The organism is Nonomuraea sp. NPDC003560, from assembly GCF_042878785.1.
Taxonomy (GTDB): Bacteria; Actinomycetota; Actinomycetes; order Streptosporangiales; family Streptosporangiaceae; genus Nonomuraea.
This window is the reverse complement of sequence record NZ_JBIAOF010000002.1, coordinates 1,013,727-1,034,416: the sequence shown is the minus strand read 5'-3', so window position 1 is coordinate 1,034,416 and position 20,690 is coordinate 1,013,727. Positions and strand designations below refer to the sequence as shown.

At 72.1% G+C, this 20,690-nt stretch carries 15 protein-coding genes and 2 pseudogenes; 16 read left to right on the top strand and 1 reads right to left on the bottom strand.

The annotated features are described in order from the left end of the window. Window positions 1–94: 94 nt before the first annotated feature. The 14 genes and pseudogenes from ACFYUV_RS10220 to ACFYUV_RS10155 all read left to right on the top strand — a co-directional run bounded on the left by ACFYUV_RS10220 (window position 95) and on the right by ACFYUV_RS10155 (window position 18,374). Window positions 95–2,902, top strand: a complete 2,808-nt coding sequence (locus ACFYUV_RS10220) for an ATP-binding protein (RefSeq protein ID WP_387667139.1) — start codon at window positions 95–97, stop codon at window positions 2,900–2,902. 49 nt (window positions 2,903–2,951) lie between these two features. Then, entirely contained in the window at window positions 2,952–3,077 is a 126-nt protein-coding gene (locus ACFYUV_RS10215; protein WP_387667137.1) for a hypothetical protein, read from the top strand. Then, window positions 3,074–5,326, top strand: a complete 2,253-nt coding sequence (locus ACFYUV_RS10210) for a hypothetical protein (RefSeq protein ID WP_387667135.1) — start codon at window positions 3,074–3,076, stop codon at window positions 5,324–5,326. Before ACFYUV_RS10215 ends, ACFYUV_RS10210 begins: the two co-directional genes overlap by 4 nt. Then, window positions 5,323–6,450, top strand: a complete 1,128-nt coding sequence (locus tag ACFYUV_RS10205) for a hypothetical protein (RefSeq protein ID WP_387667133.1) — start codon at window positions 5,323–5,325, stop codon at window positions 6,448–6,450. The genes ACFYUV_RS10210 and ACFYUV_RS10205 overlap by 4 nt, the downstream gene beginning before the upstream one ends. A gap of 9 nt (window positions 6,451–6,459) precedes the next feature. Beyond that, window positions 6,460–7,650 (top strand): hypothetical protein, encoded by a 1,191-nt coding sequence (locus ACFYUV_RS10200; RefSeq protein WP_387667131.1) that lies wholly within the window; start codon window positions 6,460–6,462, stop codon window positions 7,648–7,650. Window position 7,651: 1 nt separating this feature from the next. Next, complete coding sequence (locus ACFYUV_RS10195; protein WP_387667129.1) at window positions 7,652–10,381, top strand: S8 family serine peptidase; 2,730 nt, start codon at window positions 7,652–7,654, stop codon at window positions 10,379–10,381. Window positions 10,382–10,497: 116 nt separating this feature from the next. After that, entirely contained in the window at window positions 10,498–10,998 is a 501-nt protein-coding gene (locus ACFYUV_RS10190) for a hypothetical protein (protein ID WP_387667126.1), read from the top strand. A gap of 197 nt (window positions 10,999–11,195) precedes the next feature. Next, window positions 11,196–11,681: pseudogene (locus ACFYUV_RS10185) on the top strand (helix-turn-helix domain-containing protein); the annotation flags it as partial. 15 nt (window positions 11,682–11,696) lie between these two features. Then, the gene (locus ACFYUV_RS10180; protein ID WP_387667491.1) at window positions 11,697–14,270 is read left to right on the top strand and encodes an ATP-binding protein; all 2,574 of its coding nucleotides are present in this window, start codon (window positions 11,697–11,699) and stop codon (window positions 14,268–14,270) included. Window positions 14,271–14,480: 210 nt separating this feature from the next. Beyond that, window positions 14,481–14,684 carry a hypothetical protein gene (locus tag ACFYUV_RS10175; protein WP_352366027.1) on the top strand — a complete coding sequence of 68 codons (204 nt, stop codon included), beginning with the start codon at window positions 14,481–14,483 and terminating at the stop codon, window positions 14,682–14,684. Window positions 14,685–14,752: 68 nt separating this feature from the next. Further along, window positions 14,753–15,160 (top strand): annotated as a pseudogene (locus ACFYUV_RS10170) (MauE/DoxX family redox-associated membrane protein); the annotation flags it as partial. Window positions 15,161–15,344: 184 nt separating this feature from the next. Further along, entirely contained in the window at window positions 15,345–15,884 is a 540-nt protein-coding gene (locus tag ACFYUV_RS10165) for a TlpA disulfide reductase family protein (RefSeq protein ID WP_387667123.1), read from the top strand. Beyond that, window positions 15,881–17,731 (top strand): ABC transporter ATP-binding protein, encoded by a 1,851-nt coding sequence (locus ACFYUV_RS10160; RefSeq protein WP_387667121.1) that lies wholly within the window; start codon window positions 15,881–15,883, stop codon window positions 17,729–17,731. Before ACFYUV_RS10165 ends, ACFYUV_RS10160 begins: the two co-directional genes overlap by 4 nt. A gap of 16 nt (window positions 17,732–17,747) precedes the next feature. Beyond that, window positions 17,748–18,374: a S26 family signal peptidase gene (locus ACFYUV_RS10155; RefSeq protein WP_387667118.1), complete on the top strand. Its 627-nt coding sequence runs from the start codon at window positions 17,748–17,750 to the stop codon at window positions 18,372–18,374. A gap of 90 nt (window positions 18,375–18,464) precedes the next feature. Here ACFYUV_RS10155 and ACFYUV_RS10150 read toward each other — a convergent pair whose 3' ends face one another. Beyond that, a complete protein-coding gene (locus ACFYUV_RS10150) occupies window positions 18,465–18,773 on the bottom strand; it encodes a hypothetical protein (protein WP_387667116.1) in 309 nt (102 codons plus the stop codon). A 695-nt stretch (window positions 18,774–19,468) separates the two neighbouring features. On the opposite strand from ACFYUV_RS10150, the gene ACFYUV_RS10145 reads away from it, so the two are divergent. Both ACFYUV_RS10145 and ACFYUV_RS10140 read left to right on the top strand, forming a co-directional pair. Beyond that, entirely contained in the window at window positions 19,469–19,966 is a 498-nt protein-coding gene (locus tag ACFYUV_RS10145) for an RNA polymerase sigma factor (protein ID WP_387667113.1), read from the top strand. A 145-nt stretch (window positions 19,967–20,111) separates the two neighbouring features. Continuing rightward, the gene (locus ACFYUV_RS10140; protein ID WP_387667111.1) at window positions 20,112–20,678 is read left to right on the top strand and encodes a hypothetical protein; all 567 of its coding nucleotides are present in this window, start codon (window positions 20,112–20,114) and stop codon (window positions 20,676–20,678) included. The last annotated feature ends 12 nt before the right edge of the window (window positions 20,679–20,690 follow it).

Here is a 20,690-nt window from a genome sequence, read left to right as displayed (position 1 = left end):
TCCGTCGTCGAGTAGAAGTCCGAGAAAGGGACGGGCCGGAAAGGGTGTTATGTGGTATTTGTGATCTAGGCATTGGGTCGAGCAGGGAACAGACGTGATCCATAAGCGGCTGATGATCTCGCCGACACTCGTCGGCCGCGCCGGTGAGCTGGCCCAGCTGACCGAGACCGTCTCCAACGCCCCAGCGGTCGCCGTGGTCGAGGGCGAGGCGGGCATCGGCAAGACCCGCCTGGTGGCCGAGCTGTCCCGGACCGGTCTCCGCATCCTGACCGGCGGCTGCGCCAGGATCAGGGAGCCGTTCCCCCTCGGCCCGATCGTCGAGGCGCTGCGCGAGGTGCCCGATGACCTGACCGGCCTGTCGGCGGTCGCGGGCGCGCTGCGCCCGCTCCTGCCCGAGCTGGCCGAACGCCTGCCGGAGCCCCCCGACCCCCTGGACGACCGCGCGGGCGAGCGCCACCGGGTGTTCCGCGGCCTGAGTGAGCTCCTGCGCGCGCTGGGCAAGGCCGTGCTGGTCGTGGAGGACTTGCACTGGGCCGACGAGCAGACCGTGGAGTTCCTCGGCTACCTGCTGTCCGACCCGCCCCGGGACCTGGCCGTGGTGCTGACCTACCGCGCCGACGAGGCCTCCGCCGACCTGCGTGCGGTGACGGCCCGCCTGCCGCGCGCCGTCACCCACGCCCGCGTACGGCTGGCGCCCATGGACGTGGCCCAGACCAGGGCGCTGGCGGCGGCGATTCTGGACACCGAGGAGATCTCGCTCGACTTCGCCGAGCACCTGTGCGAGCGGGCCTCCGGCGTCCCGCTGGCGGTGCAGGAACTGGTGGCGCTGCTGCGCCAGCGCGGGACGCTCATGCACCGGGGCGGGGAGTGGGCGCGCAGGACCATCGCCAGGCTGGACGTGCCGGTGGGCGTGCGCGACCCGGTGCTGGAGCGGGTGGGCCGCCTGTCGCCGCAGGCCGAGGCGGTGGTGAGGGCGGCCTCGGTGTTGCAGGAGCCGATGCCGGTCGAGGTGCTGGCGGCCACCGCCCGCCTGCCGTACGAGAGCGCGCTGGACGGGCTGGACGAGGCGGTGGAGCACGGCCTGCTGACCGCGCGCGGTGATACGGCGGCGTTCCGGCACGTGCTGGCGGCGCAGGCGGTGTACGAGGACATTCCGGCGGCCAGGCGGCGCGACCTGCATGCCAGGGCCGCCGCCGCGGTGGAGGCGATGCCGTCGGTGCCGCTGGGGCAACTGGCCCACCACCACCGGCGCGCCGGGCACATGGCGGCCTGGGTGGAGGCCGCCGAACGAGCCGCCGACCAGGCGCTGCGGCTGGGCGACGACGCCGAGGTGGTCAGGATCCTGGAGGCGGTCCTGCGGCACGCTCCCCTGGAGGCGGAGCACCGCGGGCGGCTGACGGTCAAGCTCGGCTGGGCGGCCGAGGGGCTGCTGCACATTCCCGACGTCATCGACCTGCTGGCCCTGGCCTTGGACCAGGGCCCCTCGCCGGTGCTGCGCGCCGAGCTGACCCTGCTGTTGATCTATCTGAAGGACGCGACCGGACAGGGGCCCGGCCCCTGGTTCGAGGCGCTGACCTCGGCCGTGGCGGACCTGGACATCGAGGCCCAGCCCGAGCTGGCGGTGCGGATGATGACCGTCCTGAGCATGGGGCGGGACGCCAGAACCGCCGACCGGCACTGGATGGGCAGGACGCTGGCCGTCCTGCCCGCGGTCAAGAACGCGGCCCTGCAGATCTTCGTGCTCGGCAAGATCACCAGCAGTATGGTGCTGATGGGCGACCCGCGCTGGGCCGAGCTGATCGAGGAGGTGCGCGGGAGCCTCGGGCACCGGTCCTGGCACCGGGCGAAGGTCAACGCCTACTACTCGATCGGCTCGGCACTGGCCTTCGTCGGTGACCACGTCCAGGCGCAGACGATATTACGGGTGGCCCTGGAGGGCGCGGCCCCCCTGGTCGAGGTGAGCGGCGGGGACATGATCGACCGGTGCCGTTCCGCGCTGGCGGTGGCCGACTACTGCGCGGGTTCCTGGGACGGGCTGACCACCGAGACGGCCATGCTGGCCGAGCGGCTCAGCGAGCGGCCCAAGGACAGGTACGCGGCGGCGACCGTGACCGCCTGCCTGGCACTGGCCCGCACCGACGCGGCCGGCGCCGAGTTCGGCATCCGCCAGGTGATGACCGAGGTCCCGGGCACCATGGACGAGACGGCGCTGCTGATCACCGCGCTGCTGCGCCAGGCCGTCGCGCGCGGCGAGCCGGACCGAGCGGTGGCGGAGGTCCTGCCGCTGATCGAGTCGTGGTTCGAGCGCGGCCTGCGGCCCTCGGAGGTGCGGACCGTGCCCGCGCTGGCCGAGGCGATGGTGGCGGCCGGGCGCGCCGCGGAGGCCGCGGACCTGGTGAACCGCTCCGAACGGGCGATGGCGGGCCTGCACGCGCCGCTTGCTCCCGCCGCGCTGCGCCACGCCCGCGGCGTCCTCGACCCCTCCGGCGGTCACTTCACCGCGGCGGCCGAGCTCTACGAGGCCATCCAGTGCCCGTACGAGGCGGCCCAGGCCAGGGAGCAGGCCGGGACCGATGAGCAGCTCAGGCGGGCCATCGAGACCTACGAGGCGCTCGGCGCCCGCTGGGACCTGGACCGCGCGGCCCGCCTGGCGCGCGAGCGCGGCCTGTCGCTGCCCGCCAGGCACCGGGGCGGCACCCGCGGCTATGGCGACGCCCTGTCACCCCGCGAGCGGGACGTCGCGCGGCTGGCCGCCTCCGGGCTGACCAACAAGGAGATCGCGCAGGAGCTGTTCCTGTCGGCCAAGACGGTGGAGCGGCATCTCAGCGCCGTCCTGCGCAAGCTGAACCTGCGCTCGCGGATCGAGCTGGCCCTCATGGGGGACGCCGCCACGGCGGAATGAGGGATCTCCCGCATAGCTAGCTGAATGTCCCATTCGTCACGATCTTCGCATGTCCGACGTACACGAGGCCGAGGACGAGCCCGTCGAGGATGAGCTCACCGAGGACGAAGGCGTGGAGATCGCGCCTGAAGAAGGCGGAAGCGAAGACGACAAGGACGGCTGGGTCAAGGCATGAACAAGTCAACCTCCCGGCTGGGCGCGGCCTGCCTCGCGCTCACGCTGGTCACCGGGCTCGGCACCGCCGAGGCCACGACAGAACCCCCGCCGAAGGCCGCGACCGGGCCCGGCGCCACGGTCACGCTGGTGACCGGTGACAAGGTGCAGGTGGACCCCACCGGCAGCGCCACCGTCATCGACCCCGGCGATGGCGTGTTCGCCCAGCTCACCCTGAACGGCGACGAGTACGTCATCCCCGCCGAGGCCGCCCCCTTCTTGGGCAGCACCCTGGACGTCCGCCTGTTCAACGTCAGTTACCTGGTGCGCGCCGGGCTGGACGACGCGCACGCCGACGCCCTGCCGGTCAAGGTCGAGTCGGGCGGCGTGGCCACGCTCGGCCCGCAGTCCAGGACCCTGGCCAAGAAGGACGCCGAAGGCTTCGGCCAGGAGCTGGCCGGCAAGTGGAAGGCCGGGCAGAAGCCGGGCACCGGCCGCATCACGCTGGCCCAGCCCGAAGGCGCCCCGGCCCTGCCCGCCGATCCGATGGCGGCGCCGGCCGACTATCCCGAGTACCACACGGTCACCGTCGACTCCATCGACCGCACCGGCAAGCCCGGCGTCATGCTCGGCTCCATCCACAGCCTGGACGACCCGACGTTCACGCTGTTCCAGGTGGGCGACGGCGTGGAGGGCACCTCCCAGGCCGTCTTCAGCGTGCCGGCGGGCCACTACAGCATCGAGGCCAGCGTCCTGACCGGACCGGTCCTGGACATGGGCTCCACCGGCGCCCTGGTGATCGAGCCGGAGTTCTCCGTCACCGAGGACATGTCGCTCACGCTGGACGCACGCAAGGCCGTGCCGTACGAGACGACGATCGAGGGCGTGCCCGAGACCGCCGACACGCAGTACGACCTCATCACCTACAACCGCACCACCGTCCAGGGCGACCAGGTCGGCAACCCGCCCTTCGGCAACTCGGTCACGGCGCTGTTCCTCATGCGCCTGGTCTCCGGAGGGGACTTCGGGGTCCACACCCTGTACGCCACGCCGACCAGGCGCGTGACCAAGGGCAGCCTGGACTTCCTGGCCATGACCTCGATCGGCGGTCCCACCGGGGCCGATCCCACGTACAAGGTGGTCTTCCACGAGCCCGGCGGCGTGCCGGCCTCGCTCACCCGCACGGTCAGGCGCTCGGACCTGACGACCGTGGACTCCACGATCCACAACACTCCGGGAGCCACCTCCCAGCACCCGGAGCTCCTGAGCACGGTCTACCTGCCGTGGACGCAGACCACCTTCGGCGTCACCGCCCCCCTGGACGGCGGCAGGCGCACCGACTACTGGTACAGCAACGCCCCCGGCAAGGTCTCCTGGGAGCCCATCCTGCGACCGGACCTTGGGCTGCGCCTGTTGGGGGAGCGCCGGCTGATCCGGCCGGGCCAGCACCTCACCGAGACCTGGAACAAGGGACCGCAGGTGCCCTCCAGCAGTGCACCGTACGTGCAGGAGGCCCTGATCGGGATCCAGGACACCCCTGACACGAACGTCACCAGCGCGCTGCAGCAGGTGTGCGTGGCCTGCCGGCAGGGCGATCTGGGGCTGCTGTACCTCAACCCGTACGCCGACTCCACCGCCGGCCACTACCGCTCGGCCCTCGACGGACTCGCGAAGGTGGAGTTCTACCGCGACGGCGCGCTCGCCTTCACCTCGGCGACCCGGGGCGACGGCACACGTCTCACGCAGCTGCTGGACCTGCCGCTGCTGCCGCGGCCCGCCGAATACCGGCTGAAGGTGACCGGCGACAACCCTGGTGTGGGGGACGCGACCAGCACCACCGACTGGACCTTCCGCACCACGAGCCGCGACCGGTCGGCCGATCTGCCCGACCAGGCGATGTGCGCGCCCGACCCCGCCCGCCGCTGCTCGTTCCTGCCCCTGCTGTTCGTACGGCCCGACCTGCCGCTGGACATCGACAACGCCACCCCCGCCGGCGAGCCGTTCGAGGTGGCCTTCACGGTGCGGCACCAGCAGTACCAGGACGACCCCAGCAGGGTGAACGCCACCGTCTCCGTCTCCTACGACGGCGGCACGACGTGGTCGGAGCCCCGGACCGCGAACCGGGGACGCGACGGCCGCTTCACCACGACCCTCACCAGCCCCGGCAGCGGCGGGTACGCCGCCCTGCGGATCAAGGCCACAGACCGCGACGGCAACGCCGTCGAGCAGACCAACCTCCGCGCCTACCGGCTCGCACCGAAGGACCAGTGACCGTGATCATCTCCCGGCTGCTCCCCGCGATCGTGCTCGGCCTGACCCTGCTGGTGCCGGCGTCGGCTCAGGCCGCCGGCGACTGCTCCACCCCCGACTGTCTGCTGAAGGTCACCTCCAAGTCCGACGCGAACGTCAGCGACGGGCTCAAGGCGGCCGACCTGCAGGACGCCTACAAGCTGCCCTCGTCCTGGCTGGGCGGCGGCCAGACCCTCGCGGTCGTGGTCCCGTACGGCCATCCCGGCGCCGAGCGCGACCTGAACGAGTATCGCAAGGGCAACGACCTGCCGCTGTGCGATGAGATGTTCCCCTGCTTCCGTCACGTGGACCAGCGCGGCGGCACCACCAGGCCACCGACCCACAACGGCTACGCGCTGCACACCGCGGCCGGGCTCGACCTGGGCTCGGCCGCCTGCCCCAACTGCAAGCTGCTGCTGGTCGAGGCCGACGACGAGACGCCGGCCAGCATAGGCGCCGCGGTCGACCAGGCGGTCGTCCAGGGCGCCGACGCGGTCTCGGTGATGACCGGCTTCTACGAGTACGCCGGCCAGCGGGCCGACGCGGCGCACTACGACCACCCCGGCGTCCCGATCGTCGCGGGCGGCGGCAGCGGGTTCGGCAACGGCGTGGGCAGGCAGATGGTCCCGGCCGCCTACGGATCGGTGATCGCGGTGGGCGCGACCACCCTGTGGCGTGACCCGGGCAACGCGCGTGGCTGGAGCGAGATGGCCTCCTCGGGGTCCGGCTCGGGCTGCTCGGTGTACGAGGCGCGCCCGGCCTGGCAGCCGAAGGGGCAGTGCGGCGCCAAGCGCACGGTCGCCGACGTGGCCGCGGTGGGCGATGCCCGCTCCCCCGTGCAGCTCTACGAGAGCACCTCCTGGGGCGGCTGGATCGGCGTCAGCGGCACCCCGATCAGCGTCGCGCTGATCGGCGGCGTGTACGCGCTGGGCGACAACGGCCAGGAGATCGTGCCCGGCCAGAAGCTCTACGGCTCCGGCCAGTACCTGTTCGACATCACCACCGGCGCCAACGGGTCCTGCGGCGGCTCGCCGCTGTGCACCGCCAGGCGCGGACACGACGGGCCCACCGGCATGGGCGTACCCAACGGCATCGGCGCCTTCTGAGGAGCATTCGTGCGCAGCATACGCAGAACCGCGGTCGCCCTGGCGGCGACGGCATTGACCACCGCGCTCACGACCGGCGCGGCGACGGCGGCCTCGGCCGCCGCCTGCACCCCCACCTGGAAGTTGCTCGACGTGCCCGCCATCCCCGACGGCGGCGTCTCGGTGGCCCACGCGTCGTCCGTCTCATCCGAGCAGGCGGTGTTCACCACCGAGGGTGACCGCACCTCCGCCACCCTGACCTCGGACGGCAGGTCGGTCAAGCTCCTGCCCAAGCAGATCCCGCACGCGGCCATGGCCCCCGGCGGTGCCTGGGAGACGACCTTCGACTCGACGTCCAGCGGGTGGGCGCGCTACCAGTTCCGCTACGGCGACACCTACGGCAGCGGCGTCCCGGTCTTCGCGCGCCTGAACGGCGGGCGGTGGACCTTCGTGCCCACCGCGATCTCCCCCGACCCCACCGCGACCAGGCCCAATCTTCAGTCCATCGACTCGGTCTCGTCCTCGGTCGCCTGGACCGTCGGTGAGTACACCACACAGAGCGCGGACTCCGCCGGCGCCGCCATCCAGCAGTGGAACGGCAGAGTGTGGAAGAACGTCGACCACCCGGCGATGAGCCGGGCGAACGCAACCCTGCGCGCTGTGCACGCGCGGTCCCGTGACGACGTCTGGGCGGTCGGCAGGCAGTACACCGACCCCGCCCGGATCGAGTCGCTGATCCTGCACTACGACGGGAAGGCGTGGAGGGAAATGCCCGGCGTGGCCGGGCTGCTCGCCGAGCTCGTCTCCGTCAGCGCTCGTGCCTCCGACGACGTCTGGGCGGTCGGCTACGAGCGGAAGCCGGGCACCTTCGCCCCCGTGGCGCTGCACTGGGACGGCAGGTCCTGGAGTGCCGCGCCCACGCCGTCGGCGGCCTGGACCTCGCCCTTCTCTGTCTACGCCGCGGGCCCCGACGACGTGTGGATCACCGCGACGTCGCCGGCAGACGGCTCGTCGCAGCCCCCGCTGCAGCACTGGGACGGCAAGTCCTGGACGGACGTGCGGCCCGAGGGCGTCCAGGCGCCCGGCTCGGCCTACATCTACACCGCGCTGACCGGCTCCGGGCCCAAGGACGTCTGGGCGAGCGGCCAGATTCTCAACGGCACCGGCTGGGAGAGCACTTCACAGCCACTCGTCGCGCACCTGAGCTGCGAAGGACGCTGACATGAAAATCATCACTTTAGCGGTGGGCGCGCTCATGGCCGCCTCCCTCCTGGCCCCCGCCCCGGCGGCGGCCGCCGCGCCGGCTGATCCGCGTCCGCTGGGCGGGGAAGTGCTCGCGGCCTACGCCGCCAAGGACCGCACCGACCTGTGGGTGCTGCTGTCCGACAAGGCCGACACCAAGAGCGCCGAGCGGGCCAGGACCCGCACCGCGCGCGGCGAGCAGGTCGTGCGCGCCCTGCGCGACACGGCCGACCGTTCGCAGGCCCCGCTGCGCAAGCTGCTGAAGGCCGAGGGCCGCAAGAGCGAGGCGTTCTGGGCGGCCAACGCCGTGTACGTCCGCGACGTGCCACTGAAGCTGGCCGAAAAGCTGGCGAAGCTGGACGGGGTGAGCGAGGTCCGGGCGCCCAGAACCTATCCGGTGGCCCTGCCGGTGGAGACCAAGGGCGCCGCCGCGACGGCCGCCGCCGTGGAGTGGGGCATCGCCAACATCAAGGCCGACCAGGTGTGGCAGCAGTACGGCGTGCGCGGCGAGGACATCGTCGTGGCCAACGTCGACACCGGCGTGGAGTACACCCACCCGGCGCTGATCGGCTCCTACCGGGGCAACAACGGCGACGGCACCTTCACCCACGACTACAACTGGTACGACGCGGCCGGGAACTGCGACGAGCCCGGCCCGTGCGACGGCCACAACCACGGCTCGCACACCATGGGCACCATGGTGGGCGACGACGGCAAGGGCAACCAGATCGGCGTCGCGCCCAAGGCCAAGTGGATCGCCGCCAGCGGCTGCCAGGCCGGCGGCTGCAGCGACCTGGACCTGATGCGGGCCAGCCAGTGGATGCTGGCGCCCACCGACGCGGCCGGGCAGAACCCCGACCCGGCCAAGCGCCCGCACATCGTCAACAACTCCTGGGGCAGCGACCTGCCCTCCAACGAGCCGATGTTCGAGGAGATCCAGGCGGCCTGGGCGGCGTCCGGCATCTTCGGCATGTGGGCCAACGGCAACGAAGGGCCCGAGTGCCGGACCTCGGGCACCCCCGGCAGCCGTACGCTCAACTACTCCGTGGGCGCCTACGACAGCAACAACAAGATCGCCAGCTTCTCCAGCCGGGGGGACGGCCAGGACGGGCAGATCAAGCCCGACATCTCGGCTCCCGGCGTGGACGTCCGCTCCTCCGTCAGGGGCGGAGGCTACCTCTTGATGTCGGGCACCTCGATGGCCACGCCGCACGCGTCGGGCGCGGTGGCCCTGCTCTGGTCGGCCAACCCGTCGCTGGCCCGCGACATCGAGGGCACCCGCACGCTGCTGGACCTGACCGCCGTCGACACCGCCGACCCGCAGTGCGGCGGCGACGCGGCCAACAACAACGTCTACGGCGAGGGCCGCCTGGACGCGCTGGCGCTGGTGCAGGCGGGCGCCCAGGGCCTGGGCACGCTTTCGGGCACCGTCACCGACGCCGCCACCGGCGATCCGCTCAAGGGCGCCACCGTGTCGCTGAGCGGGCAGCTCAACCGCCAGTCCACCTCCGGCGAGGACGGCGCGTACACCTTCAAGCTGCTGGCCGGTGACTACGAGCTCAAGGTGAGCGCCTACGGCTACCAGGACGCCACCTTGGCGATCAAGGTGACGAAGGACGGCTCGATCAAGCAGGACGTCCCGCTCACCCCGACCCAGCGCAAGACCCTGTCCGGCACGCTCACCGACGGCTCCGGCCACGGCTGGCCGCTGGGCGCCAAGGTGACCGCCGACGACGGCAAGGGCCATACGTGGGACGCCACCGCAGACGCGATCACCGGCCGCTACTCCCTGTCCCTGCTGCCCGCCACCGACTACACGCTGCGCATCACCCCGGGCGCACCCGGCTACGACCCGGTCAGCAGGAAGGTCAGTCTGGGGGCGGAGGACCAGACCGTGGACGCCGCCCTGCCTGCCGCCCTCGCGTGCGTGGCCCCCGGCTACCTGGCGAGCAGGGCGGGCACGCCCGAGCCGTTCAGCTCGGGCAAGCCCACCGGGTGGCAGGTCACCAACGTCGATCCCGGCTTCCCCGGGTTCGACCACCAGCCGGGCTGGGTCTTCGACAACCCCGGCGCCCGGGAGAACCGGACCGGCGGGAGCGGCAGGTTCGCCATCGTCGACTCCGACCACTCCGGCAAGGGGCATGTCCAGGACACCTACCTGACCAGCCCGGTGCTGAACCTGGCCAAGCACACCAGCCCTGTGCTGGAGTTCGCGGGCGACCTCAAGCCCGGCGTCAACGCCATCGCCTGGGCCGACCTCAGCCTGGACGGCGGGCGCACCTGGACGACGGTGTGGACCCGTAAGGGCTTCCCCGGCGCTTCCGGCCCGGCCGCGCAGGTGGTGGCGATGCCGCAGGCGGCGGGCAAGACCAAGGCCCAGGTCCGCTTCCACTACCGGGGCAACCGCTCGGGCTGGTGGGCGATCGACGACGTCTACGTCGGTGACCGCACCTGCCAGAAGGTCACGGGCGGCCTGGTGACCGGCACGGTCACCGATGCCGCCACCGGCAAGCCCGTGCAGGGAGCGGCGGTCGCCTCTGACGGGCGAACGGCCACCACCGACGCCTCCGGCGCCTACTGGCTGTTCTCCGCCCGGACCGGCGATCGGGAGGTCACGGTCACCAAGAGCGGCTACGCCGCCACGACCGCCACCGCCGCCGTCGCCACCGACCGAATCACCGGGCTCGATGTGAAGCTCGCGTCATCCTGATCCCCCGCGCCCCCGGCAGCCCTCTGCCGGGGGCGCGGCGCGCAGCACCAGCAGGCGGCGGGCCGCCTCGACCCGCAGGCTCTCCACGAGCCCCACCGCTCAGGTCGGCACGAGGGGTGATCGCCGACCGCTGGGACCGCAGGCGCACCCTGCTGATCTGTCAGACCGGACGGGCGCCGGCCATGGCCTCCGTCGCCGCCGCCGTGTGGCTGGACGCCTGCTCCTTCCCGCACATCCTGCCGGTGGCACTGCTCGACGGCCTGCTCGGGGCCGCGTTCGAGCCCGCCGGGCAGGCCGCGCCGCCGCAGGTGGTGCCCACCTCGCAGCTCTCGCGGACGGCGGCGGTCGGGCCGCTGCTCGGCGGAGCGCTGGTCACGGCGGGGACCGGCGGCATCCTGGCCTGCGCCGCCGCGCTCGCGACCACGCTCAGCCCGACCCTCCGCCGCTCCCCACCGCCGCTTTCAAGACGCCGGGCGAGCGAACGAGACAGAGGGCGGCATGGCCACTCCCGATCCCACCTCCGGGCCTCAGCCGCCGAACTGATGACGAGCCCGGCGATCAGCGTCCCCCGAGGCGTCCGCCGTCTCGGCCGCCCGTCTGATGGGCGTCGGGGTTGAGCAACAGGTAGCCGCAGCCAGTCCTTGTGGGCGGGGGCGCGATTCCAGAGCCGTGACCAATCGGTAAGTCGGCCTGCGAACATTTCGAGAAGACGGAACAATCCTTGCGCCTCGTCACGGGAGGGGTAAAGCTCTTCGGGGCGAGCCGCCGCCGGGTCGCTCTCGAACTCCTCATCCTTCAGCGAGGGCAATGAGTAATGGAGAACCTGAGTGACGAACTACGGCTGCGACGCGAACAGGCCGGCCTGACCCAGCAGGAACTCGCCGCCCGGTCCGGGGTGAGCGTCGCCGTGATCCGTGACGTCGAGCAGGGCCGCACGCGCCGCCCACGTGCCGAAACCCTGCGCCGCCTGTCGGACGTCCTCCCGCTGGTCATGTCCGGATCGGGCGATCCCTTTCGCGGTCCGGCGTCGGCGGCGGTCTGGCTGCGGATATTGGGCCCGCTCGAAGTGCGGGAGCACGGATCGTTCGTCGCGTTGGGCGGTGAACGGCAGAGAGGCGTTCTCGGATTGCTCGCGTTGTCCGCGAACCAGGTCGTGCCGATGGAATCCATCGCCGACGCATTATGGGGTGACGCGGCCGGCGACGGTTGTGTGCGAGCGGTGCACGGCCATGTCAGCAAGCTTCGCCGCACATTGCATCACGGGGCCCGGAACAAGAAACTCATCATTTGCCGTCAGCACGGCTATCAGCTGTCCGTGGCGGACGGCGACGTGGACGTCCTGACCTTCCGGCGGCTTCTTCGCCAGGCGCGCGAACATCGTGACAGGGCCGAGCTCGACGCGGCCGCGGTGTCGTTCGGGCAGGCGATGGACCTGTGGCGGGACAGCCCGCTGCTGGACGTCCCCGCGCTGCACAACCATCCGAAGGTGTCCGCGTTGAGCGCGGAGCGGGTGACGGCCGCGCTGGAGTTCGCGGAGGTGGCCGAGTCGCTCGGCCGGCACGAGCTCGTCCTGTCGCCGCTGCGTGCGATCACGCAGGTGGAACGGCTGCACGAACGGGCGCACGCGCGGCTGATGATCGCGCTGGCCGGCTGCGGCGAGCAGGCCGCCGCGCTGGAGGTGTTCGGCGGGATCAGCCGGCGGCTGGTCGACGACCTGGGGGTGTCCCCCGGCCCGGAACTCGTGGACGCGCAGCTCCACGTGCTCCGGCAGGGAGTGGACGGCGCCGTGGAGATCCGGACGTCCGGCGCGCCGGCGGAGCCCGGCACCGGCGCGCCGACCGCTCCCCGCGAGCTGCCGCCCGTGGTGCCGGGTTTCGTCGGACGGACGGGGCTGATCGACGCGCTCGTGCGCGACGTGGTCGGCAGGCGTCCGCAGCCGATCCTGATCTCCGGCTGCGGCGGCATCGGCAAGTCGGCGCTGGCGGTCAAGGCCGCCTGGCAGGCCGCCCACCATTTTCCCGACGGGCAGTTCTACCTCAACCTGCACGGCTCGACGCCCGACCTCGAACCGCTGGACCCCCTGCGGTCCCTCGGCCGCCTGCTGCGGTCGCTCGGCGTGGACCGGGCCGCCGTCCCCACGGACGTCGACGAGGCCGCCGCCCAGTTCCGGTCCCGCACCGCCGGACGCCGCATGCTGTTCGTGTTCGACAACGTGCTGGACGTCAGACAGGTACGCGCGCTGCTCCCGGCGAGCCCTACCTGCGGTGTCATCGTGACCAGTCGCAGGACGCTCGCCGCGCTGGAGGGCCGCGTCCCGTACGAGCTGGAGGTGCTGCCCGAGGAGGACTGCCGCGCCCTGCTGACCCGCCACGCCGCCGATCCCGCCACCGGTCCCGCCACCGGTCCCGCCACTGGGCCGGACGACATCGAGGCCCAGAACGCCGTCGCCCGGCAGTGCGCCTACCTTCCGCTGGCGCTCTCGATCGCGGCCGCCCGGCTGTCGGTGCGGCCCGCCTGGACCTGGCGGACGCTGGCGGACAGGCTGGCCGAGGAGGGGCGGCGTCTCACGGAGCTGGAGCTGGAGGACCGCGCGGTCAGAGCCAGTCTCATGGTCGGCTACCGGGATCTCGACCCGGCGCAGGCCCGCATGTTCCGGTGCATGAGCCTGCTCGGCGTCACGGAGCTCGGCGTGGACACCGCCGCGGCCCTCGCCGGCCTCCCGGCCACGACCGCCGAGGACCTGCTCGACCAGCTCACCGAGGCGCATCTGGTACAGACCGCCGCCCCCGGACGCTATTGCGTGCACGACCTGGCCCGGCTCTTCGCCCGGGAGCTCGCCGCGGAGCACGACCCGCCGGAGGAGCGGCGGCGTGCCGTCCTGCGCGCGCTGCACGACGGGCTGGCCGTCGCCAGAGACGCGAGCAGGCAGGTGATCCCCGTCGCCGTGTGGCGGACGACGCTGGGTCCGGCGACGACGCCCGGCGCGGGGCCGGGCTTCCGCGACCGGCAGGAGGTGTACGCGTGGGTCGACGCGGAGGCCGCGCAGCTTCCGGCGGTGCTGGGCAGCGCGGCGGCGCTGGGCGCCGACGACCTGGTCACCGCGCTGTCGGCGGCGCTGTTCTTCCCGCTGTACGAACGAGGGCGGTGGCGGGAGCTGTGGGAGGTCAGCGAGACGGGCGCCGCCGCGGCCGACCGCCTTGGCGAGCCCCACCACCGGGCGGTGACCCACGGCGACCTCGGATACGTGCTGGCCGACCTCGGCCGGCTGGACGACGCGCTGGTCCACCTGAAGGTGTCACTCGCACAACACCGGCAGACCGGCAACCGCCGGGGAGAGGCCGCCCAGCTCGACCGTCTGGGGGTCGTCCACAGCAGGCTGGGCCGGTTCGCGGAGGCCGTCGGCCACTTCCGCCTCTCGATCGACCTGGAGAGCGGCCAGGGCAACCGGTACGGCGAGGCGATCACCCTCACCAACCTCGGGCTCACCTACCTGCGCGGCGGCGACCCGGAGGCGGCCGTCACGGCCTTGTGCGACGCCCTGTCCGGCACCCGGGAGATCGAGGACCTGGTGGGCACGGCCATCGCGCTCGGCTACCTCGCCGAGGCACATCGGCGCATGGGCCGCCACCAGGAGTCCGAGCGTTACTTCCGGATGGCGCTGGACGCCGACCGCGCGGCCGACGACCTCGGCAGTTGCACGGAGGCGCGCCACTGGTGGGGCCTGGGCCTGGTCCATCGTGCGCTCGGGGCGGAGGATCGCGCCCGGGAGTGCCGGCGCAACGCCGTGACGATCCTGCACGACCTCCGGCTCATCAGCGCCGGCGAACGGTCCCGCATCGAGGCCGGCGACGACCCGGGCACGCCGGACGTCATCCTCAGGAACCTGTGAGCACGACGGCCGTACTCCTTCCCGTACCGAGAGCCGCATTATGCCCCCGGGCCGCCGTCGTCCCAGGTCACCGCGCCTGTGGGGTGCGGGAATCCGCGTACCGGCGATCACCACAAAATCGCAAGATCCGCCGTTCACGATGGAGTGGTCCATCGAGGAACGGCACGCCCGGGCCTCGCTGACGACCAGTTGGTGAAGGAGAGCGGAACCATGATCGCGACGATCACGAGAATCAGCGACCGCCTGCTGGAGCGGGTCGCGCCCAAGGCCGACGCGTCGGCGACCGCGGCCGGCTGCACGTGGCGGTACATGTGCTGCACCATGGGCGGCCAGGTCGTCTACGGCAAGAGGCTGTACGACCTCGTCCACGGCACGAACTGCGGCGCGTGCACGGTCATCTCCAGCTACTGCTAGCCGTTGAGCGCTTGTCCGCCCGGCCGGGGCGGGCAAGCGCGCTTTGAGCTCCGTATCGAGGAAATCTGGTGGAGTTTGTCGCTTTGGGCGGCCAGTGTCTGATCGGTGTCGTCTTCGCGATGTCGGCACTGAGCAAGATCCGCGGCCGCACGGCCTACGCCGAGTTCGTACGGGCGACCGGAGCCCTGCTCACCGCCCTGCTGGGACACGGCACGGGCCCGCGGACCGCCCGCTGGGCGGCGGCCTTGGTCGTCGTGGCCGAGTCGGCCGTCCCGGTGCTGATCGCCGCGCAGGTCCTTCATCCGCTCGCGTCCGTTGTGGGGTCGGCCGCCGCCGCCGTCCTGCTCGGCCTGTTCAGCGTGGCGATCGTCCGCGCCCTGCGTCGCGGCGTGCGCACGTCCTGCCGGTGCTTCGGGACGTCGCAGGCCCCTCTGGGACGACGCCATCCGGCCCGCAACCTCGGCCTCCTGGCGGTGGCCCTGACCTGCGGAGTCGTCCTCCCGCAGGCATGGTCACAGGCATGGTCGCAGCCGGCCGGCACGGCGGTCGCGGGCGGCGCGGGACTGGTGCTGGCCGTGCTCGTCAGCCGGTTGGACGACCTGGTCGAACTGTTCGTGTCCCCGGCGGCGAACGCCGGACCGGCGCCGAAAGGAGAACGTCATGTCGATGCTCGTCACCGGGATGATCCTGGTGGGGGCGCTGTGCCTCTTCGACCTGGTGCTGACGCTGGGAGTGGTCAGACGGCTGCGGGAGCACACCGATCAGCTGCGGAGCCTCCTGTCCCACGGTGACCGTCCGCCGGGGAGGCTCCGCGGGAGCGTCGGCGACTTCCTGGCCACCACCGTCGACGGTGAGCCGGTCTCCCGCGACCTGCTGACGGGTGAGACCCTGGTCGCCTTCTTCAGCCCCGGCTGCACGACGTGCCGGGAGACGCTGCCGGAGTTCGTCGAGTTCGCCCGCGGCCTGCCGGGCGGGCGGCGGCAGGTCCTCGCCGTCCTGGCCGGTGACCAGGAGGACAGCGACGAGATGGTCCGCACGCTCACACCGGTGGCCCGCGTGACCGTGGAGGAGTTCGACGGCGAGCTCAGCCGGGCCTTCGCGGTTGACGGGTTCCCCGCGCACTACGTCGTCGACAGCACCGGCGCGCTGCTCGCCACCGCGCCCGACGTCGCCCTGCTGCGGGTCATGAGGGCTGCGTGAGCCGGGAGCCCAGGACATCCCCTGGCGCGTTCGCGGCCACCGCGGCGCGGGTCGTGGCGCTGACGTTCCGTTCGGCGCCCCTGCACGGCCTGGCGTACCTGGTGTGCACGGCGGCGGTCGCGGTGATCCCGATCGCGGTGGCCTGGCTGACGAAGGCCGTCCTGGACCGGTTGACGTCCGCGCCGGGCTCGCCGTCCGGGCTGGTGGGGCCCGCGGCCGGGCTCGCGGCGGCGGGGATCGCGCTCGGGGTCGTGCCGCGCGTCGCCCAGTACCTGCGGGCCGAGATGGACCGCAGGGCCGCCCTCCGCGGGCACGACGAGCTGTTCGCCGCGGTCGAGCAGGTGGCGGGGATCGCCAGGTTCGAGGATCCGCACTTCCAGGACCGGCTCCGGCTGGCCCAGCAGAGCGCGTCCGCGCCGGCCAGGACCGCCGACGCGGTGTTCGAGGTGGTACGCGGGGCGCTCACCCTGGCCGGGTTCCTCGGCTCGCTGACCGTGATCAGCACGGGGTTCACGGTCGTCGTGCTGGCCGCCGCCGTCCCCACGGTGATCCTGGAGCTGCAGCTGTCCCGGCGGCGCGCCGCGATGATGTGGCGGATCGGCCCGGCGGAACGGCGGCAGATGTTGTACGGCGACCTGCTCGCCAGCGCGGCGGCGGCCAAGGAGATCCGGCTGTTCGGCCTCGGCCCCTATCTCCGCGGTCGGCTGGTCGCCGAGCGGCGCGCCGCCGACGAGGCCCGGCGGCGGACGGACCGGCGGGAGGTCGTCGTCCAGGGGGCGCTGGCGGCGCTGTCGGCGGTCATCGCCGGTGGCGGGCTGGTGTGGGTCGTCGTGGCCGCCGGGCGGGGGCAGGTGACGGTGGGCGACGTGTCGATGTTCGTGGCCGTGGTCGCCGGTCTGCAGGGGGCGCTCGGCGGGCTGATCACGTCGATGGCCGGGGCGCACCACCAAGTGCTCCTGTTCGGCCACTACGTCGCGGTGGTCGACGCCGGGCCGGACCTGCCCCCGCCGGACGACCCGGCGCCGCTGCCCGCGCTTCGCCGCGGCATCGAACTGCGCGACGTCTGGTTCCGCTACAGCGACGACCATCCGTGGGCGCTGCGCGGCGTCACCCTCTTCCTGCCCCACGGCGCCTCGACGGCGCTGGTCGGCCATAACGGCGCGGGCAAGAGCACGCTGGTCAAGCTGCTGTGCCGGTTCTACGACCCCACCCGGGGGGCGATCCTCTGGGACGGGGTGGACCTGCGCGACGTGCCCGTGGAGGAGTTGCGGTGCCGGGTCGGCGCGGTGCTCCAGGACTTCATGACCTACGACTTCAGCGCGGCCGACAACATCGCCATGGGCGACCTGACGGCGCTCGGCGACCTGGAACGCATCCGCGGCGCGGCCGTCCGGGCCGGGATCGACGGCACCCTGTCCCGCCTGCCCCACGGCTACGGGACGCTGCTGACCCGCCTGTTCTTCGCCGACGACGAGGCCGACGACCCCGGGAACGGGGTGATGTTGTCCGGCGGCCAGTGGCAGCGGGTGGCCCTCGCGCGGGCCTTCCTCCGCGAGGACCGGGACCTGATGATCCTCGACGAGCCGAACGCGGGCCTGGACCCCGAGGCCGAGCACGAGGTGCACGAGCGGCTGCGGAGGATGCGCGACGGCCGCAGCAGCCTGCTCATCTCCCACCGCCTCAACACGATCCGGGACGCCGACCTCATCGTCGTCCTGTCCGGCGGGCTGGTCGTCGAACAGGGGCGGCACGCCGACCTGCTCGCCGCCCGGGGCACGTACGCCCGGCTGTTCAGCGTTCAGGCGGCCGGTTACGCCGAGGAGCCCGTGGAGCCGGTGACGCGATGAGTGGAGGGGAACGCCGTTGAGACCCGTCCTGGCACTGCTGGCGGCGGCGGGGTGCGTCCTCGGGGCGTCGGCCGCGGTCGCCGTCCGGCTGCGCCGTCGCTACCTCGTCATCACGGTGGCGGGCGTGAGCATGGAGCCGGCGTTCCGCGACGGCGACCGGGTGCTGGTCCGGCGGGCGTCCCTGGACGCGGTCCGGCGCGGCCAGGTGGTGCTGCTCGTCGGCAGCCTCACGGAGATGTGGCCGGAGATGGCGGCCGAGGCCGCGCTCGCCACCGACCCCCGTGCGCCGTCGGGCCGACCGGTGAACGGCCGGAAGCCGGCCGGAAGGCCCGTCGCGGCGCGCGAACCCGCGGACGAGCCGTTCCGGGTGGTCAAGCGCGTGACCGCCGTGCCTGGTGACCCGGTTCCCCGCGAGATCGCCTCCTTGCCGCACGCTCCCGGCCGGGTCGTGCCCGACGGATGCCTGGTCGTGCTCGGCGACAACGCGGCGGCCTCGCGCGACTCGCGGCACTTCGGCTACGTGCCGGCGGAATGGCTGCTCGGCGTGGTGGTACGGCGCATCGCCCCGGCGCCCGAGTCCAGGCAGGAGGACGGCGGACGCGGGCCACGGGCCGGCACGCCTCGGCCGCCGGCCGGTTCCTGAGCATCCGGCCCTGCTCGAACAACGAGCGGCCGTGCTCGCGGCGGTCGCCCGGCAGGCTCCAGTCGTTCAGCGTCCGCTCGACCCGTACGCTCAGCCGGTCGCCCGCTCCTGCCGCGCTCCCCACCAGCACCACGTTCTCCTGCCACTCCATGACCGGGCCGTGCCCGCGGGTGAGGCACCGGTGGACAGCCGCCGGCGCTGAGAAGGATCTTGGGTGCAGAGAGCTGAAGCTCGTTGATGAGTTCGGTGGTGGCGGGCGCGGGCCAGATGGAGCTTGAGCAGGGTGACGTAGCCGCGGTCGTCCAGCAGGACGGTGCGCACGCTGCCGCCCTCGCCGTGGATGCGGACGTGTCCGTCGTCCATGCGCAGGTCGAGATCCTCATCGAGCAACAACGCCAAGTCGTCAAGATGGCGGGCGATCGTGTGCTCTCCCTCCCAGCACGAGCCACCGGTACCGCGCTGGTCGTAGCGGCGGACCAGGCACAGGTCGTCGATGACGCCGGCGACCGGGGCGAGACAGTCGGGGACTCCGGGCCCCGCCGTGGACCATGACCACGGGAAACCTCTGCGAAATCGCCGGCTTGCAAGCGGCGAGTTGATTCCACCACAGCCTGGGCCAGGTAGCTCGATATTCGAACGGCACATCATTCAGTCGCTCGGTGGGTGGTGACGGGCGCGGCCGGGAATCACTTGATCTCCCGGCGCCCTGGCAAGCGGACGGGAATCCCATGGATCCGGACGGCGCGCTCCCCGCTCGATCCGGACAAGGTCGCAAACTGCTTCGATCGGTTCAGAGCCGAGAGCGAGAGCGAAGGCCGGTCGGAGGCGGCCCGGCGCCTCGAACGGAGGGGAAATGCAGGGGGGGCGGGAGCCGGCCATGAGCGCGTCGGTGTGCGTCCGGAATCTGAATTGATGGTCATAGGGGTGACCGCCCGGCGCGTGCGATAAGCCGGGCCGGGGTCAATCGGGCCATGCTCAGGTGGCCCGGAAACGTCCGGCGGTGGTCCTGGTGCGGCGGTTCCGCTTGTCTGCAATCTTACGGGGCGACTTTGTCCGGGCTTTTTCGTATGCATGAAAACGGAGAGGGCCGTGGCATGAATGTCACAGAACAACGTTGGCATGTCCTGATGGCATACCGGCCGCGACTGCTGGCCTTGGCGTTACGCATGGGGGCGGGGGCGGACGCGGAGGACGTCGTCCAGGACGCGTTGCTGCGTACCGCCACCTTCGCCGGCCTGGAGGAGGAACGGGCGTGGCCCTTCCTCGCCATCGTCACGGCGCGACTCGTGGTCGACCACCACCGCCGGACGGCTCGCGAACTGGTGTTACGCCGCCACGCGGCACTCATGCCACGCCCCCACGGCTTCGAGGACGCCGTGGCCGACGGGGACGAGGCCAGGCGCGCGGCACCCTTGATCGCACGGCTCGACCCCGAGATCCGCCATGTGCTCCGCCTGCGAATGGAAGGCGCCACCTGGGGACAGATCGGTGTCGCGCGCGGCGAATCGGCCGCCGCCGTCGAGATGCGGTATCGCCGTGCGACAGCTCCCGTGCGGCGGGCCATGAACCGCCCGGCCGGAAATCGGCGATGAATTCCGTCGAGCTCGCCGGCCAGGAACGTACTACCGGTGAAGGGTTCGTTCGTTCAGGCCGATATGCGATTCTTGGGAATCGCGGAAAAGGACAGCCATGAGAAGCTCGCGAAGGCGTGTTCCGCCCGTACGGCATGCGTTTGTCGTGCTGCTGGCGGCGGCGCTCGCCTGCTTGATGTTCGCGCCCGCGGCGGGAGCGGAGAGCAGGACGTCCCAGAAGGTCTCGTCGTCTCTTACGGATCCCGACACCGAACTGGCCACCACGGAGAACGGCGAGGAACCGCTGGACTCCGTCTCCAGCGAGGATTATCTCGCGAAGCTCGCCCAGAACGACGTCATCGTCTCGGCGGAGGAACGGACCCAGATCATGGCGAGTTCCTGCTGGATGTACACCGGCTACCGGGGCGGCAAGAACCGCGTCGGCCAATGGCTCTGGAAGTATTTCCAGAGAATGGACTACTGCCGCGACGGCTCCCGGATCACCAGTGCCCACTTCTACACCAGGTGGGCCGAGGTCTACATGGTGGGCTGGTCGTTCAAGGGTCACGAGTCGCTCGTGAGCAACGGCGGCCGGGGAGCGACCCAATGGCGCAAGCGGACCCAGGGCGTCTTCTGCCTGGTCCCGTACGTCTCCTGCATACAGGAATCGCACCCCTGGGTGGACATGACCGTCTACGGTAACGGCGCGAGGTCCTTCAGCGCCGGCGGCTGACACACGAGAGCG

What these genes read in the sequence shown, in the direction of transcription:
- ACFYUV_RS10215 (WP_387667137.1), top strand. Translation starts at nt 2,952, where the DNA reads ATGTCCGACGTACACGAGGCCGAGGACGAGCCCGTCGAGGATGAGCTC.
- ACFYUV_RS10210 (WP_387667135.1), top strand. Translation starts at nt 3,074, where the DNA reads ATGAACAAGTCAACCTCCCGGCTGGGCGCGGCCTGCCTCGCGCTCACG.
- ACFYUV_RS10195 (WP_387667129.1), top strand. Translation starts at nt 7,652, where the DNA reads ATGAAAATCATCACTTTAGCGGTGGGCGCGCTCATGGCCGCCTCCCTC.
- ACFYUV_RS10175 (WP_352366027.1), top strand. Translation starts at nt 14,481, where the DNA reads ATGATCGCGACGATCACGAGAATCAGCGACCGCCTGCTGGAGCGGGTC.
- ACFYUV_RS10165 (WP_387667123.1), top strand. Translation starts at nt 15,345, where the DNA reads ATGTCGATGCTCGTCACCGGGATGATCCTGGTGGGGGCGCTGTGCCTC.
- ACFYUV_RS10145 (WP_387667113.1), top strand. Translation starts at nt 19,469, where the DNA reads ATGAATGTCACAGAACAACGTTGGCATGTCCTGATGGCATACCGGCCG.